Genomic DNA, 17,146 nt, shown 5'->3' on the forward strand with positions numbered 1-17,146 from the left:
TTACTATTGTATACAATGAACTATACAATTGCCAAACATTTTTTGGGAAAAAAGACTCATTTGTGAGTCTTTTTTCCTTATAACCCTTAATTTACGACAAGATTCGAGTTTTCATTTCGTATTACTACTTGCTCTTCAATCTGTGCAACACCATTAGCAAATGCATGCACCGTTTTAACATTTACGAACTTACGTTTAACATAAAAGCCTTCTCCATCTGGCAACAAACGGCTGCCAGAAATATAAGGAACTTTGATATTGAATAACTCGGCGTCGTTAGACTCTGCGGTGCCTAATAACCAGCCGATCTGAGCAGATTTGATGTCTTTAAGCCAATCATCATAGTTACGATTGATCGCATTGGCTTGTCCGGATACAATGATATACACCCCATGCTCCCGTCCGTTTCGGGTGATGTATTCCAGATGCCCTGTGATTGTTCGGGAAATACGCTTCGCGATGAAATCAACGTCGTCAATAATCAGCACCATTTTAGGAGCAAATTCATCTGGATCAGCAACTCTCTCTTCCAGCTTGGAACGGAGAGCTTCGATCATTTCCTCCATCGTGGCCTCATTGGTTGCAAATGCCACCGTATGATGAAGGTCTTTCAACACTCCCAGTCCTTGTGGCGTACGTCTAAAGTCACACAGATAGAGTTCAAGCTCTTCCTGTATATATTTCATAGCAGACATTAGGCCAATAGTAACAAGTAGCGATGTCTTTCCAGATTCCATTCTTCCTGCCACCATGAAATATGGGCCATCCTCCTCCATATTCCAGCCGAGCATGTTCAAGCTATCAATGTTCATGTGTACAGGTAAAACAGGACTAGAAGCCATATTCAGATTACCTGTCGCTTCTGGAATTGTGATTATCTCAGGCAGCACTCGAATAGACTCCGGTTTAGGCGTCATGCAGGAAGCATCGATTGCTGCGAACTGTTCGCGCAATAACTTGGCACGGGAAGACTCATTCACCGCATTAATGGATAATGCCGTTTGGAACTCATATGGAGGAATGGATCCCTTCACAAAGGCCCTTCCTTCCGGCATCTGTGTTGGTGCTTTGTTCAGTCTTCCTACTGCATAGTTATAGTCCCCTGCATCTGCAAGCATATATGAGACAGCATTTGGGAAGTTACTACGGATTCGTTCTAGCATGTCTGAAATCCGGTTAATGGTTGCGACAAAGTATATCCCTAATCCTGGTCCTTCACGAAGAAGGGGATCCAGCTTCTCATGAAGCTTCTCGAACTGTCCTCGGAAACTAACATAGCTATCGATAATAACAAGTATGGCTGGCAGCGTATTTCCAGTTTCGGAACAGTAAGACAATCTAGATTTCACTCCTGTTTCAGCAAACAGTGTTTTACGCTTACTAATGGTCTCTTCCAGATAATTGAACAATCGGTTCATCTTCTCTTCCTGATCATCCTGAATGACATCCGCTACATGAGGCAATAGAGTATAATCCTTCAGCATTCTTCCGAAATCGAGCGCATAGATATTCACATCATTAGGTGTTGTTTCCATTGCCAGTGAATAGAGCAAGGTTTGGATAAATGTTGTTTTCCCCGTACCTGGCATACCATATATTAGCCAATGTCCTGATTCGAGATCGATCCGAAGTGGAAATTGTCTTTGGTTCACTACATCATCAATAAGTCCAACTTGCGGATTCAAAATTTTACCTGATTCACTTGAACTAACAGCTAGATCTTCCAAGGTCAGATGATTAGGCAATGGCTCCAGCCAAGGACCTGGTAGACGCTGAATACCTTCGCGTTCTGCTTTCATCGCGATATGCTCAATAAGAACGTTTAATTGTTTTTTACTGAGTGTCTTTTCTTCAGCAGGTTTTGTTTCCTGAAGCAACTCGAGCTGGTCACTTAACTTGGTCTTGCGTCCATCTAATTCATAAGCATACATATTGCGGTCAGATTGCGTAATACTCTGATCTGGTCGATACGGAGCACCGCTCCATGCGAATTGAACGGATTCAAATACTTCATTACTACCGACTTGTAGAAAACCACGACCCGGGTTTGTAATATGAGCAGCATCCGGAATTCGGATCATCTCACGACTATCACTTTCGTCCTGAACTCGAAGGCAGACTTTATAACGGGAGTTACTCCAGATTTTATCATCTACAACGCCGCCTGGTTTCTGGGTTGCCAAGAGCAGATGCACACCCAATGTCCGACCAATAGCCGCAATGGAAACCAATTCACTCATGAACTCCGGTTGGTCTTTTTTCAGTTGGGCAAACTCATCGATGACGATGAATAGATGCGGGAGAGGATCCCGATCTTTCCACTCTGTAAGATAATATTCGTCAATATGCTGTACATTACCAGCAGCAATGAATAACCGCTGTCTTCGTTTAAGCTCGGATTTAAGGGAAACCTTAGACCGTTCGATTAACCCTTCTTCTTCAAGGTTCGTTACTGTGGCAATAACGTGAGGCAATTCCTGGAACGTGTTGGACATGCCCCCACCTTTATAGTCAATCAGCATAAAAGCCATATCATGGGGATGATATTCAACCGCAAGTGATGCAATAATGGATTGAATAACTTCACTTTTACCTGAACCGGTTGTTCCTGCCATAAGTCCGTGAGGACCATGTCCTTTACGCTCTATCTTGTCATGAAGGTTCAGCAGAACCGGCTTTTTCCCCCCTCTAACACCCACAGGGAAAGGCAGGGTATTGGGATAACGTGACTTCTGCCAATTGTTTTCCACATGAAACTGTTCTATATTCTGTATTCCAAATAATTCAAACAACGTCAGTACATTTACAATCTCATCCGCAGAATTCCGCTTGATCCGATACGGAGCAATCTGACGTGCAAATTGATCTGCTTGTTCCAGTGTCATCTGATCTGATTTGAAGGGTTGTACAAATGGAATCTCATCCTTAGGCTTGGCATATGTAGCATCGCCAGCGGAACCCCCCGTTACATTCGTTGAACGCATGACCCCTTCAGCCGAATGCAAATCAATAACCAGTTCACATTCCTTCGGAAGAACGTCTTTGCTCGGTGCAAGTACAATGCTGCAGACGCCAATGACCTCCGAGCTCTTCATCATCAAAGAAAGAATAGGCTCATGCTCCAGCATCTCAATGAACGGCAGGAAACACACGTAAAACGGGAGTGCTTTCTCCCCCTTGTTCAACCATTGGCGACGCTGTAACATCGTAAATAATTGCTCCATCAATTGAGGTTGATATCCACGTTCTTCGAACAGATATCTGCCCGAACGGGTGTCGTTCCACACATGCGGAATCCACCTCATCCAGTCCCAATTTTCTCGTTGCATCTTATTCATAAATACGGCCATTTTAAGCTCGTCAGGTGCATGATGTGCCGCAAGTTGGGTCACAACAGTACGACAGAACATATTTAGTTCTTCTTCGTAGCCTACAAGTCCGATAATGCGATATTTACTCAAGTCCAACAGGGCGGGAGCATTCGTAATTGTAGTGAATTTCTCCGTCATTTCCCTCGCTTTTTCAAGCATCGGATCCTTCTCGACTCCATTTTGCTTAGGTATCGTAATGTCGAAGTTACTTGGCACGGTTCCAATGCCGACGCGGACTTTCAAGAAGTCAAAATCCTGTGGAATTCGCTCCCATACCGAAGAGCTTCGCTCCTTGACCATATTGATACAAAATTGTGGATCCAAATGGGTTTGGTGCCAGTTCAAAATCAATTCGTTCTTCCAGTTCTGCAGCGTTTCCCTGTTCTCATTAATGTGATTGTCGTATAAACGTTCACGATCTTTAATTTTCTTACGATGCTTTGCTTTATTCTGGAAATGAACCAGTACAGGTACAAAATATGAAACAACCATCATACAGAGGGAAATCATCTGTACGGTTACAAATTGCCCATTCCCCCGACTTTGGTAAAAAGTCATCATTGCCGCCCCACCTGCAACTGTAACCATGATGGGAACCATAATCGAGATAATGTTCAATTGTGGTGGTTGAGGAAGTGAGGGCGGGGAGAAAATTTCCACTTCCTCTCCCGATGTTTCCTTAATAATCCTAGGCGATCTCTTATAGAAAAAATGGGACATGCTCAGTCTGCCTCCTCTTCAACGTATTTTTTAGCGATTCATGCAACCCTTCGGATAATAACCTGCTGCTGCTGCATCTCTTTCACTTGAGAAGGTCTCATCTTCCCGATAACCATAAGAACACGTACTAGGGTAATAATATTTAATACCGGTTGTCAGATCGACAGCGCCTTTAATCTCTGTTTTCTTGACCAGTCGGCCTCCACCAAGAGCATAGTTGTTATAGAATTGGTCCCCTATCGGAATTCCTTGGATAAATGCCATAATTCCAATGTCATCGATAGAGTTGATCCATTCTTCCTGTGAAATTTGTGGAAGGCTAAAGGTATAATGGACTCCGTACCGAGTCGCGTACTCATTATGTTTGTTTATATAATAAGCCAGATCCTGTTGAATACTTTTCACGATGACACTTTTTCGCATCGCTTCAAAATTGGCTGCATTGTCTAATAAAGGAATGTTGGTTGTGCCCTCCAAATCTTCACGGAACCCTTCAACCCAAGCCTTTGCGTAAGAATCATACGCATATACATAACTGTCCAACGTGAAATTAATACTGTTACCTCTGTCGTCCGAGTACGAATATGGTTTCTTCGGTCTCCACATATGCTTGAATACCCTCTCTCCATTGGCATCCCTGTACTCATCCACTGCGTACAAGTCATAGCTATCGTAATCAATGACGGCAACTGCTGGAATATATCCCGCAAGAGCTCCCTGTCTAACAGGGTCATTGACAACATCAAAATTCAAATAGAGTGTGCGAAAGAAAGTGTCCAGCGCTCTCTCTTTATTCGCAAAGAAGAATTTTCTCGACTGATAACCCGCCTCATATTCTTGGAGTACATTCATATTTAACATCTGAGAAGCATCCTGAACTGCAGTATGTAGTGAAGCTGAATATTGATCAGATAAGGCCTGAGCCGTTTTTTGGTCTCCTGTTCGAAAATCCATGACTAGATAAAAAGGGACAAAGATACAGATAAACAATATTGCCAGATTAGTAATCTTCATTGATTACCATTCCCCCGTAAGGAACATAGACCTTAACGTTGCCATCCGTGATGCCTCCAGTAAAAACATCACTAAGGATTGTAGCCATGGTGCGATTAACATTTTTCACTTTCACGGTGAAGAAGTCACCTACCGCCATGACATATCTACGATTCAGATCAGATGCTGGGCTATTGGGAAACAACCTCTGCATAATTTCCTGATTATAATGACCATCGAAGTAGGTCGTGAAACTATCACGGAATGTAGCCGAATTAGCCGGATCGGTATATTCCGGATTATATTTCTTGTGTAAATGTTCCATCTGGATGTCATACTGATTCCCCGTAGCTCCGAGCTTTTGGTTGAACTCTAGATACATCTCAGGAGTGATATACCCCTTGGTTCTAGCGGAATCCACGAATGTAGTCACAGCTGAGTGGATAACGATTTGAGACAAGTCATCCTGTCTTTGAGCCTGTTGGTACAACGGATACAAGAATAACAACACGATGGCAATGAAAATGCCTAATATTTTGGAGAAAGAGTTTTCCACACTAGCTCACCCTTTATGTAAAAACAATGGTTTGTACTTTGCCTTGACTGTCTCGAATATATGAAACAACATAGGTTCGACTGAGATCGACTCCTGATACATCAATACTTTCAATATCATCTGAACTATAGAAGTATTTATTAACTACACGGATATTGGCGTCCAAGGTTTTCATTTGTCTTATGCTTTGAAGAACCTCTGCACCCGTGTAGGTAACTTGCTCCGTAATTTCAAGACTTGTGAACAATCTTCGCTCTTCATTTACTGCAGATTTATGCGTAATGTTAACTGCTGCATCCTGAGACTGAATGCCTCCAAGAGCGAACATGCAAGCAACGATCAGAATGCTGATTTCAGCCACGACCAGTATGAACTTTTCCATCGTTTCGCTCATTGGAGACCTCCTTGTAAAGTATCATCTCTACAACTATTCTTGGGTAAAAATTATCCCACGAATCATATTATTTTTATCTCTAACAATAGAGGATTTAAATTTTCCACTAGGATTAATGTAGGCCATCGAAGCTTGATTTTCAGCTCCAGATAGATCAAGTTCTTTCTCATTTGATGGTGGGATCTCACCAGTTAGAGTATCAAATTTATTCCCATAAAAAAGACCCTTCTTATTATATTCATATTCAGAGTTTCTTTGTTTTCCTGTAATTACTTGCACACCAAATTGTTCCTGATTCATATATTGTCGCACTGCATTCAACACCTGACTGCCCGACAAAGTCGTATTGCTATACGTCTGATATTCCGTATCCGACAACTGCGTCGTAATCGCAGCCATCTTGGTCTGTCCTTGTTTCGCCGCATCCTGCGACGAGATCGTAATAATAACTACAATCGTAATCAACATAATGGTGAGGAATATCCCCGCTGCGACCCGTATTCCGACGCCTGTATTTTCTTCCATGAAAAAATCAATCCCCTCTTAAATAGTTTGTAATTGTGTTGATATATCACTTAGTTGTTTGAATGACATGTAAAGGAATGGGAAGACCAGATATAGTGCAATCAGCAGTGCACCTGGTGTCCAGCCAAATAACTTGCCATACGATGTTTTCTTTCGAATCAAACGCTCAAGGCGTTCCTTCTTCTGCTCAGCATAGTACTCTTGTTCCATCTCCAGATCGTCAAACGCTTCACGTAACGAAAGCTTATCTACCGCTTGCATTAGACGCTTCACGATTCTACCAAACGAATCGAACGGAGCATCCGATTTCAGCATTTTCAAGGCTTCCTCTGCACCACTATCATAATTGAGCAGACATTTTTGTAGCGCTGGTCTGAAAATGATACTGTATCGTTCCATCCACTCAAGTACGGTCTCCACAGAGATCCGTTCAAATTCACACAGAATCGAGATTAACACATGGAATTGGTCCACTTCATTTTGCATTTCCAATGCGCGTAACCGACGCTGAAATTGTAAAATCCATATGGTGATGTGATATCCTGTAACTCCAAAGCCTATAGCGATAAGGAGTTCCCACCATTTCAGATACTCGTTGTTCACAACAGTTACTTTACCGATAATCCGATTGACAGTATTATTCATAGCCACATCTGTTAATGGCTCATTTGAATGAGTTTCTATGGACTGAACAACCTGTTCTCGCGTCAAATCTTTATTTGTCCGAAGATCTTCGATAATTTGGTTGTCCATTGTCGTTACCTGATTAGCACGTTCCAATTCATCCGCATTCATATATCCAAGAATGTTCGTTGCTTCTGACGTCGGTTTGCTGAAGATATGGTGTACGCTGTTGTAATGTAAAAACACAGAGAACACAATTACACCAATAAACGCGGAGACAGAGATAACGATTCGGTGAATATACAACCATTCCAATGTTAGATGAGAGTTTGCCTCTTTGAGGAGCATGTTGGTTCGATGATGCTTCCTCGTATTTGGAGATGGGACCAAACGATCCACGATCCACTTGACCCAAGACCAAGAATATGCTTTCTTTTCCCACTCTTTTCGCGGACCTTTAGCTACATATTTGGCTTCATCATTCTCCGATAATTTACGAATTAGCGAGTAACAGATTACAGCTGAAGCGTATATGAACATTCGAACTAAAAAACCAATTCTGCTGTCATAGAACTCTGTCGTAATTGGAAAATAGTTTTCCGCCCAACGTTGCAACGGAAACGACAGCAGGATTGGAATAAGTGCAAGTAAGGTCAATCCGCCTAATTTGTAACGTAATTTTTGCCTTCTCATCAGGTCATATCTGATCTCTTGCACAAATTTATTAATGGCATTCAGATACATGGAACCCTTTTGAACGTTGCGGTCACCGTACTCCATAATTAAATGAGACACTCCGGAAAAAACTTTTAAATAACGGTTAGGCGCAACCGCATAGTATTTTTCCAGCTCTCGAGCAGGATCCTTGGATGTTAATACTTCGTGAATCCTCTCCGTCTGGAGCTTGATGTCATGTGGTGACGATTGGGCAGCCTGATACAAGGCCTCATCAACCATCCGCACTTCCTGATAATGATGACGATCATCCTCCAGAACGTTCGAGAACTGTTTTAACAGACGATCTTCAACCCGGTTCACAAAAATATCAATGCACAGTTCGTTTATAACGATAGCTGCTAATGCTCCAAAGAATAATGCCATCCAACTTTTGCTGATTATTGCCAGTACAATAAGTCCAATAATGATAGATCCTAGCGTCAAATACGTAATTCGCATCGTTTCTTTACGCAATGAGTACTCATCGTAGGTGTTGATCGCAGTCAGACGTTTACGAATCTTCAGAATCTGTGACTTGACGATCGGAACCTTGATCAGTTGATGATATGATTTCTGGTAAAATACCAACAATTGTCGTGGTGTTTTTCCTGTTACATTTTTAGAAGAAGGCCATACATTCTCACGATTCTTCTTCCGCTTGCGATCTTTGAGAATAAGATAAAGAAGTATTCCGCCCGAAATAAGCAGGGCACCGCCCGCAATGGCAAAAATCCATATCCACTTATTCATTGAGCCTGCCCCCAGTGTGCATTCAGAAACTGTCCGAAGTTCTCACGATCTTCCTCGTTCATGTTAAACAACATTTTTTCGATTTTTTCAGGAGAGATTGGAGACACAGCAACGTATTCACCATTACGGTATTCAATGATATTTCGTGCATTCCATACTCTTCCGCTATTTCTTCTGTACACTTCTCTTTGAAGATTGACCAAAGCGTCCAACTTGCTCTCAATAGAATCATCTTTAGATAACACTTCTTCATGCTCCAACGTATCCGATTCAAATCGAACAGGTGTGATCTCAGTTATTCGCTCAATGTAACGTTTACCGTTCATTTCCTTACGCATGTGAACATCCCATTGCACCGCATTTGCTACCTGTTCTTCTGCGATACGCTCATTCTGGAACACACCGGTTTTGAGCAATGAGTTCCGCAAAGACCATACCAATTCACGTGCAGAGGTCGCATGATGTGTAAAGATCGTAAACAAACTTGCTACCTGCGACATCTGAATCATCCAAGCTGCCACGGGGTCCGTAGCGACCTCCCCCAGAATGTTTACGGAACCGTCCGTTTTCTTCTGAAGGTCTAGTCCAGCTTGTCCAGCAATGTTCTCGGTTTCTCGCAATGCTAGTGAGTTACGTTGTGGATATAGTCTTCTTAGATGCAGCTCAAATGTCATCTCTTGAATCCTCAAAGTTAACGTAGCGTATATGTATTTAACTGAGGCCATGACCAAAGATGTCTTTCCTGAACCCTGAGGTCCAGTAAATGCAGTAACCTGCGCACCTTTCATCAGATACTTAATCATATCTCTAGCTAATTCAGCATTTACGGCATCTTTGGATGAGATCAGATGATCTAATTTCATATTTGGTAGATCAAACTTCCTAACAAAAAATGCCCAACTCTCTGCAAACGGCGGTCGAACAACCACGACCCTGGATCCATCTTTCATTTCATTTACTTTAAAACCGTTCGTCTCCGTTAGTTGACCTGGATTGTCATACTTATAGATGTTCTGACATACCCTTTTCAATTCTAGGTCGGTTTCAAAACTTAAAAACGATAAATGTATAGATTTACCTCGAAAGAAAATCCATACGCTCTGGTACCCTGGATACTTATATTGCTTCATTCCTTGCAGTAATGAAATCTCATCTTCCACAATCTGCATATTGGTAGGAACACCTGATACCCCACCAGATACGCCATCAATGGACATATCACGAATTTCGTCAATAACGCCAAACCCTTTATAATGCTGGTATACACGCTGCACAACGATAGCTAACTTATCATCAAACTCCAAACCACCACGTGCTTCTTTGACAAAAATGGAGTCAATCTCATCACCCGTAATTACATATGAATCTACCGTTCCATCTTCAATAACTTTTTTTGGTTGATCCAATTGATACTTATCGATTAACTTAGATAGACCTTGAAATCCGTGCTTCTTTTTATATAAATGAAGCAAAATATCAAATTTATCTTGTTGTGTTAATTGATCTTCATCCTCAAAAGGAATGATTCTATCGATATTATCATCGTTAAAACCATAATTACGTTCCAAAAGATCAGATATAAATTGCTTAAGATAAATCTTCTCTTGTATGTCACCTGAAGTCGCATTTTTCATGGCACTTCTTAGCTCAGCTACAACTCCCAGACGACGATTGTATTCCTCGCTTGTCATTCCCATATCCAACAAGTTACTGTTTACGTACTCATTAATCATGGTTTTAACGTATTCAAGAAGATAATCAAATTGGAACCGTTCTTCATTTTCATTTTTCTGACGTGTTCCAACCTGACCAGGTTTTCTGTTCAGCTTCAAGAATAAATATGCAATTAAAACAGCTACGATCAAAACAATTGCGAGGAAATTAATGGTGAAATTCAGTCCCATCTTAATTCCCTCTTTCAATTCGCTTCAGTTTGGTGTTAATACCAATCTCATGCAGTATTGTTTTTGCAGCACGGCCAACTTCCTGTATGAAGTAATGATTTTCATGACTGCTGCCGACAAATCGATTTCTAGCAAAGAAACCTTTAATGTCACCATCATTTAAATGATCTTTGAAGCTTGTATTATAGGGAATTGTCAATATAGGAGCTTTGAGCTTGTACTTGTTGGCTATATTTTTGATCTTATATTTTGACATAGGATCATACTGCGTCATAAGAAGTAGATGTGGCTTTTCTTCAAGTACCTCTGGCCAATGCTTCCTTTGATTGTCAAAATATTTTTCTAGTACACTTATATTTTGATTCACACAGATAACCACCAAATCTGCATCCCTGATCAGGCTGTTAGAGACCTCGTTATCCTGCCCACTTCTAGCATCCAAAAGTGAAATGCCATAGTATTCTGCCGCCATACGAAATACCATATTCACAGCTTCGATCGAACCCTGTTGTGGTCGATTAAGACGTTCACTTCCCCAAAGAAGGTCCAAACGATTCCGCTCTACCATTAGCGTATAATTTTTAACACTATTGCGTTCAAGCTTACTGCTCTTCGCAACACGCTCTAATGAGTCGAGCCCCAATCCACCAATGGCAAAAAATTGCCGATTATATTGATTAATTGTTTTATTGAAAAACCGCTCCATATCCCCGTCCGTCCGCTGCGGCTGAGATACTAAAGTTCTCACATCATACTCCAACCCGATAAATGCAGCCAAAGCAGCGGTTGCACTGGTTACGCCTAATCCATGCTGCATACCCCATAATGCAATTTTACCCATGTTAATTACTCCTTTCGGCCCGCTTCCATAATGCGTTAACTTTTGACGTTTCCAAACCAAGGATGAACTCTATCGCCTGTTTAATGACTAGCTTGTATGAACTGGACATACGTTTGACCATGACTGTATTTTTATATTGATTAATAATCTTCAGTGTCTGATCACGTTCATCAGGATAATAAACAAGACTCTCTTTCCACAATAAAGGTAGTTCATCCAGCAGACTATCCATATATTTTTCGTCCAGATGATTACTAACCTCATAAATAACTTTCGTTACTGGAAGGTTAACAGAAGATAACTTTTCTCCCTGGAAGTACGCGCGAATAAGGTTAACGTTTTTCTGAATAACAGGATTCTCATAGGAAGTCACAACATAAACAAAATCCACTTCTGGCCAATCAACCAACGAAGCCTCGTCATTACAATCTATGAGTACAAAATCATATTTCATTTCTTCCAGATTATGCATCAGTTCCTCATACGAGTGAACATCTTCCATAACATCAAATTGATCATGAGTGTTCATCGTGAGAGAATGATCAATTTTAGGGAATACGAACTCGTAATCCTTATTTTGCGTTGCGTCTACAATCAGAACCCGATGATCCATTGATAACAATTTACCAAGGTACATCATAAAATCCGTTTTATCATAGTGGCCCATAACAAGTATTTGTTTCATCTTGGTCTCCTTATTTACTGTGCAGGTTCACGTGTATTGCTATCATTGAAAATACTACCTGAGTCTGAAGTTGCATTTGGTGTATCTCCAGTATTGCTTTGCTGATTCATATCCGCTGAATTTTCATTCATCAGAGAATTATCTTGCTGGGATGTTGTTCCGTTCCCTTGTCCTTCTGTCTCCGTAATGTACTCCCTTGAGTTCATCTCCGTCGTATTACGTCCACTGATATACTTTTGTCTATCTTCATCACTCATGGACTGAAGATCTTGTTCTAATTTTGCTCTTACTTGTCGTTCGAGAGCCGTGGTTGCCAATCCAATAATATTAGGATTAGATTCAATGAGATCCAATACTTTAGGGTTAGATGGATAGTTGATGATTGCACCATCTTGCATGTAAGGATCTACATAACTTAATGCATAGATAGAGGCATCATTGATGTAAGCATCTACAATAGCACTTGACATCGTCAAAATTTCTTTTTCAGTCATTTTGTACCATATCGTCCCATTATTTAAATCTTCTACTTTTTTCTTAGAAAGTACTATGTAATCCTGACCTGTTGCAAAACGAATCCGAACATCTACAAATTCATCTTTTTTCAACTTTAAAGGAAGCTGTACTAGACTAAACTCTTGGTTTCTAAGGTCATTCGGTGTTATTCCATCTTCAAACAACATTGGTGTGGTGATAATAGAGTTTTTCTGAAGATCAATCTTAATCCTTTTCCCTACAATCTCTGCTTGCTCTACTGTATTTTGGGGTACCGTACTAACTGGTACAACTAGAGAACTCACGTCATCTTCTGTAATTAAATCTCCGGCCTTATGATCATCATTCAGTACGATCACTTTCATCTTATCTTCATTCAACTTCTTCTGTGCATCTTGAAGTTGTTGCTCAATCTGAAGTGTTCGCTCAACATATCTCCCTTGAATATAGTCAATAATAAAATAGCCAGCGATAACACAAACAAATAAAATGATCGCACCCCCAATGGAAGCGGACAGAAGCAACTGCTTCTGCCTAAAACGAATCTTAGACATAACGAACTCCTCTCAATCCAACATGATTAAACTTAATTATTCACGACCAATAATATAATCAAAACAATAATAATAACGATGCACAGTCCAAGGACACCATACAATAATGCTTTTGAAGATATCTTCTTAGAGTCCCCCATGTAGCTTTTCATCAACTTGTTTAATACCGAGTCTGTATCTCCTTGGTGTTTATAGGGATCTGCATGTGGTGGAATTCGATAAACAAGATTCCCTGGAAGATCTTTTCGAATATCTTGGATACTGAGGTTTTCAACAAATGGTACACAATAAACCCAATTAGACTGATCCATTTTTTTATGTAAATCTCTAAATCTTCTAATTTTCCCTTGTCGCCACTCGCTACCCGCACCCAGCACAATGTTTACACTCGCTCTGTAGAACTCTTTACTCCAGTCACTCTCTTCAAAGCTCCCGATATCTAAAATTAAGTAGTCATGTCCTGCTGTAATCAGATGGTTAATATCCAATTTGTTATTATTCTTATAATACTCCACGCCCTCTATAGAGAAGTGAATGTTATTGCTTTTGAAATCCTGTGTTCCTTCATATGCGTTCTCAATACTTGTAAAGTCACTTGAACTATTTGCCTCTACTAAACCTACTGAGTAGCCTTTACGTTTTAAATAGTTTGCAATTAATATACTCTGATGAGTTGAACCGACTTTGGATTCAACTCCCATAACTGCTACTAAAATGGTTCCGATGATCCGATCTTTAAGAATGATTCTTTCTTGAATCGGTACATCTGGAAGTTCCAAATCCATGACATCTGATGAGTCAAAACTGCCCGCAGAGGTTAATTTCGCTGTATAGCGATAAATGCGATCCTTTATCTTTTCAAGATCAGAATCATTGGATTCCCAATCCTCTTGTCCATTCCCAGTTACCTCACCTTGATTTGGCAATAAATTGCGCAGTGCTGGAATAATGGACTTTGGCTTCGTTCCTGGCGAGGTTGTAACAACGTTGATCCCCATATCTGCCAATTCATGAACGACTCCGTCATCCTCATAACGATCAAGAGCAATGACAATAATTCGAGTATTTGAACGCACTGTTCGATATTGACTAATTCCACGTAGAAAAGTATTTGAATCGGTGCAGTCTAGATCAGTTATAAATGCATTGATGTTAATTCTAGCTACAGCTTGGCAAAATTCGATAAACTGACCACTCTCAAAGCGACCTACTTTTTCAAAACTAACATCTGTATTCCCTATAGCTTCATGTACTAGCGTAGAAGCTTTACTGGAAATGATAACCGCATTCACTATGGTTGCCTCCATTAATCCGCTAAAATTTTACTTTGGTCTAGATCAAAGATTCTATTAAGCCCACTTTGCTTCGTTCGAACAGCGCCTTCTTTCGCCTCACGGATATGATCATCCAATGTAAATTCAGGCTTAGTGTCAATATACCCAATCAGTACAGTACTTGAGGCTTCAACATCAATTTTCATCCTTATGGAGTTAGCCAGCTCTGCTAATGGTAAATTAGAACTTGTTATAAGAGCTACAATGACATTACTTTGGTAACGTCCAGCAAATCCACTACCTTCCAAAGCCCTTCCCACGGCTCTTCCCGCTCTTTTAAAGGACTCTTCCTCCGAAATGTGGGCTGGATTCTGAATTTCTATGTATAATACCCCTACTGTCTTCCCTTTGGATAAAGCTTGATTAGCTTGATGAATAAAATGTTTTTGCGTGAACAAACCTGTTACTTCATCCCGTGTTGATGTGTATGTCGCAGCTTGCATAACCCCAATAATCTTTTCAAAAATCATCGTGAACACTATGAAGCTAGCAAAAACACTCAAAATCAAACTAAGTTCTGCCAATAGTTCATAACCTGTAAATGCGCCTGATAGATGCATCAATAGCTGCATTGCAAAAAGGATCGTTACCATAAAATACTGCGGATTTAGCCCGACATCCGGAAAAATCTTGACGAGTGTGTACAATGTCACACCTACTACAGAGAGAAACACTAAAAAGGAACTCATTTGTACAGGTAAGAACAAAGACATTGCGGCAGTAATCAAAGTAACCGCAGTTCCGCCTAAATGTACATAAAGTTTGTCTGTTCGTTTGTTGTAATAAAGTCGAAATATCCCGATTTGAGCAATTATCATTCCCGTTGCATAGAGTGATATGAAAAACATATATGCAGACATGAGCTTATGAGGCATCAGAGCCATACCCGCATTTGCAAATAACATTAAAGAAAAAGCTCCCAAAAACTTTAAGTATGTTGGGTTTCGCCATTTCCTGTACATTAAAAATCCAATGATAAATAAAACAATATTAATAGACAACATAGAACCGATTGTTAACTTCCCAAAATCCCCCATGTAGTTCCTTTAACCCACTTTCTTGAAAATTATGTAATTTCATGAATTTCACAATTCCAATTTTTCATTCATTTTTCCCATTTCAAATATAATCAAATTCTTATCTAATTTGGTTCTTAGTACCTAGCATTTGAATAAATAAGTAACAGCAGATTAAATAATAGACCCATTTCAGCAATTTTACAACATATTTTTGTTATTTATGACCAATTGTACCTAAGAATATAGTCCTTTATTTTCACAACAGTCCTAGACATTGTTAAGTTCAGATCCTGAATTTCCTTTTTCATTTCCAATTAAATTGAGTGGTATTGAAAAACAAGAAAATTTCCAAGTATGTAGCCAACCAGAAAAACTGCCAGATCAATTGATCTAACAGCGTTTTATTGGATATTTCACCCACTTGTTCTATAGTTTTTCATATTGCTCTTATCACAAAATAAATGATTAAATAGTCTAAAAAACACTAAAAATTTGCATTAAAAATCCAACTTGCTCCCGAGTGTAATACTCGAATCCTCGAAGTTCTCCACCGTCTTCTTTTTTTCATAAAAGTGTACGGCATGTTGCATAATTCCTTCTCTTGTGTAAAACGCGTCTTCCGCCCCTAGTGGAAAAACAACCTTTTCTCCCGTACTTGCCGACCTATAGATACCCACAATCAGTTCAAGCGTATTCCGACCACTTTGGCCATCCACCAGAAGGGGTGATCCTGTCTCAATAGCGTTTAACACATTCTCAACTTGCCCAGCGTGACCGACATGAGTGATCTCCGGTAATTCGTCAGCGAGCTTCTGAATCTGGTGTTCCAACTCTCGATTCGGTTCCGGAAATCCGTTATTCCGCGCGGTAGAAGCAACCACTTTCCAAGGTACAGATACCCGGGCTTCTTTGCCCTGAAAAATTAACTGTTGCTCCTCTCCGTGATGTACGACGGAACTGGTAATCATGCCAAGCGCCCCTTCCTGGAAGCGAAGCATCGCCATGGATATATCCTCAACTTCGGCATTATCATGTGCCGTATTTGTCATCATCGCCTGTAACTCCACTGGAGGTCCCATCATCCAGAGCATGGCATCAATATGATGCACCGCATGATTAAGCGTACAGCCTCCGCCTTCTTTTTCCCATGTCCCGCGCCACCACAGATCATAATAATTGTGGCCCCGCCACCAGAACGAATCAACCTGCACATGTACAATCGGTCCCATCCGTTTACTGTCCAGCACACCTTTTAACTTCATCATTGGTGTCGTAAAACGATTCTGTGCTACTACGGATAACAACTTGCCACTTGCTTGCGCTGCTCTCAACATCAGATCCGCTTCCTCCAGGGAAGATGCCATCGGTTTTTCAACCAACACATGTGCACCTGCTTGCATGAAATCACACGCAATGGGAGCATGCGTATACGGTGGTGTACAGACTGATACCAGATCAATGTTTTGGGCAAGTAACTCTGTGTAATCCGTGACAGCTTGTGCACCTTCCAGACCATATTCATTAATTCGCTTCTGTGCTTTTTCCACGTAGATATCGACCACAGCAACAATCTGACATCGCTCAGGGAACGCCATATATGCTGAGATATGTGCTCCACTAATTGCACCTGCTCCGATAATAGCCACTTTTAACATCGTTGCATA

The 17,146-nt window shown here is 40.7% G+C and carries 13 protein-coding genes; all 13 read right to left on the bottom strand.

The window, feature by feature from the left end; all coding sequences use genetic code 11:
• Positions 1 to 86: 86 nt before the first annotated feature.
• Entirely contained in the window at positions 87 to 4,091 is a 4,005-nt protein-coding gene (essC, locus tag MKY66_RS24990) for a type VII secretion protein EssC (RefSeq protein ID WP_076210967.1), read from the bottom strand.
• Between the two features lie 30 nt (positions 4,092 to 4,121).
• On the bottom strand, positions 4,122 to 5,105 hold the full coding sequence (locus tag MKY66_RS24995) for a hypothetical protein (protein WP_076210965.1): 984 nt from the start codon (positions 5,103 to 5,105) through the stop codon (positions 4,122 to 4,124).
• On the bottom strand, positions 5,092 to 5,640 hold the full coding sequence (locus MKY66_RS25000; RefSeq protein ID WP_076210963.1) for a hypothetical protein: 549 nt from the start codon (positions 5,638 to 5,640) through the stop codon (positions 5,092 to 5,094). The genes MKY66_RS24995 and MKY66_RS25000 overlap by 14 nt, the downstream gene beginning before the upstream one ends.
• 13 nt (positions 5,641 to 5,653) lie before the next feature.
• Positions 5,654 to 6,034, bottom strand: coding sequence for a hypothetical protein (locus MKY66_RS25005; RefSeq protein ID WP_076210961.1), 381 nt, complete (start codon positions 6,032 to 6,034; stop codon positions 5,654 to 5,656).
• A 33-nt stretch (positions 6,035 to 6,067) separates the two neighbouring features.
• Positions 6,068 to 6,559 (bottom strand): ABC transporter permease, encoded by a 492-nt coding sequence (locus MKY66_RS25010; RefSeq protein ID WP_076210959.1) that lies wholly within the window; start codon positions 6,557 to 6,559, stop codon positions 6,068 to 6,070.
• Between the two features lie 18 nt (positions 6,560 to 6,577).
• Positions 6,578 to 8,650 (bottom strand): hypothetical protein, encoded by a 2,073-nt coding sequence (locus tag MKY66_RS25015; RefSeq protein WP_076210957.1) that lies wholly within the window; start codon positions 8,648 to 8,650, stop codon positions 6,578 to 6,580.
• A complete protein-coding gene (locus MKY66_RS25020) occupies positions 8,647 to 10,554 on the bottom strand; it encodes an ATPase, T2SS/T4P/T4SS family (protein WP_076210954.1) in 1,908 nt (635 codons plus the stop codon). Before MKY66_RS25020 ends, MKY66_RS25015 begins: the two co-directional genes overlap by 4 nt.
• Position 10,555: 1 nt before the next feature.
• Entirely contained in the window at positions 10,556 to 11,395 is an 840-nt protein-coding gene (locus MKY66_RS25025; protein WP_017692338.1) for a hypothetical protein, read from the bottom strand.
• Position 11,396: 1 nt separating this feature from the next.
• Positions 11,397 to 12,080: a hypothetical protein gene (locus tag MKY66_RS25030; RefSeq protein ID WP_076210952.1), complete on the bottom strand. Its 684-nt coding sequence runs from the start codon at positions 12,078 to 12,080 to the stop codon at positions 11,397 to 11,399.
• Between the two features lie 14 nt (positions 12,081 to 12,094).
• On the bottom strand, positions 12,095 to 13,129 hold the full coding sequence (locus MKY66_RS25035; RefSeq protein ID WP_076210950.1) for an SAF domain-containing protein: 1,035 nt from the start codon (positions 13,127 to 13,129) through the stop codon (positions 12,095 to 12,097).
• A gap of 32 nt (positions 13,130 to 13,161) precedes the next feature.
• Complete coding sequence (locus tag MKY66_RS25040) at positions 13,162 to 14,421, bottom strand: hypothetical protein (RefSeq protein WP_076210948.1); 1,260 nt, start codon at positions 14,419 to 14,421, stop codon at positions 13,162 to 13,164.
• A 14-nt stretch (positions 14,422 to 14,435) separates the two neighbouring features.
• Entirely contained in the window at positions 14,436 to 15,500 is a 1,065-nt protein-coding gene (locus tag MKY66_RS25045; RefSeq protein WP_143760312.1) for a hypothetical protein, read from the bottom strand.
• Positions 15,501 to 15,979: 479 nt separating this feature from the next.
• Positions 15,980 to 17,137 carry a Gfo/Idh/MocA family oxidoreductase gene (locus MKY66_RS25050; RefSeq protein WP_076210944.1) on the bottom strand — a complete coding sequence of 386 codons (1,158 nt, stop codon included), beginning with the start codon at positions 17,135 to 17,137 and terminating at the stop codon, positions 15,980 to 15,982.
• Positions 17,138 to 17,146: the final 9 nt, after the last annotated feature.

Source organism: Paenibacillus sp. FSL R5-0766, from assembly GCF_037971845.1.
Lineage (GTDB): Bacteria > Bacillota > Bacilli > Paenibacillales > Paenibacillaceae > Paenibacillus.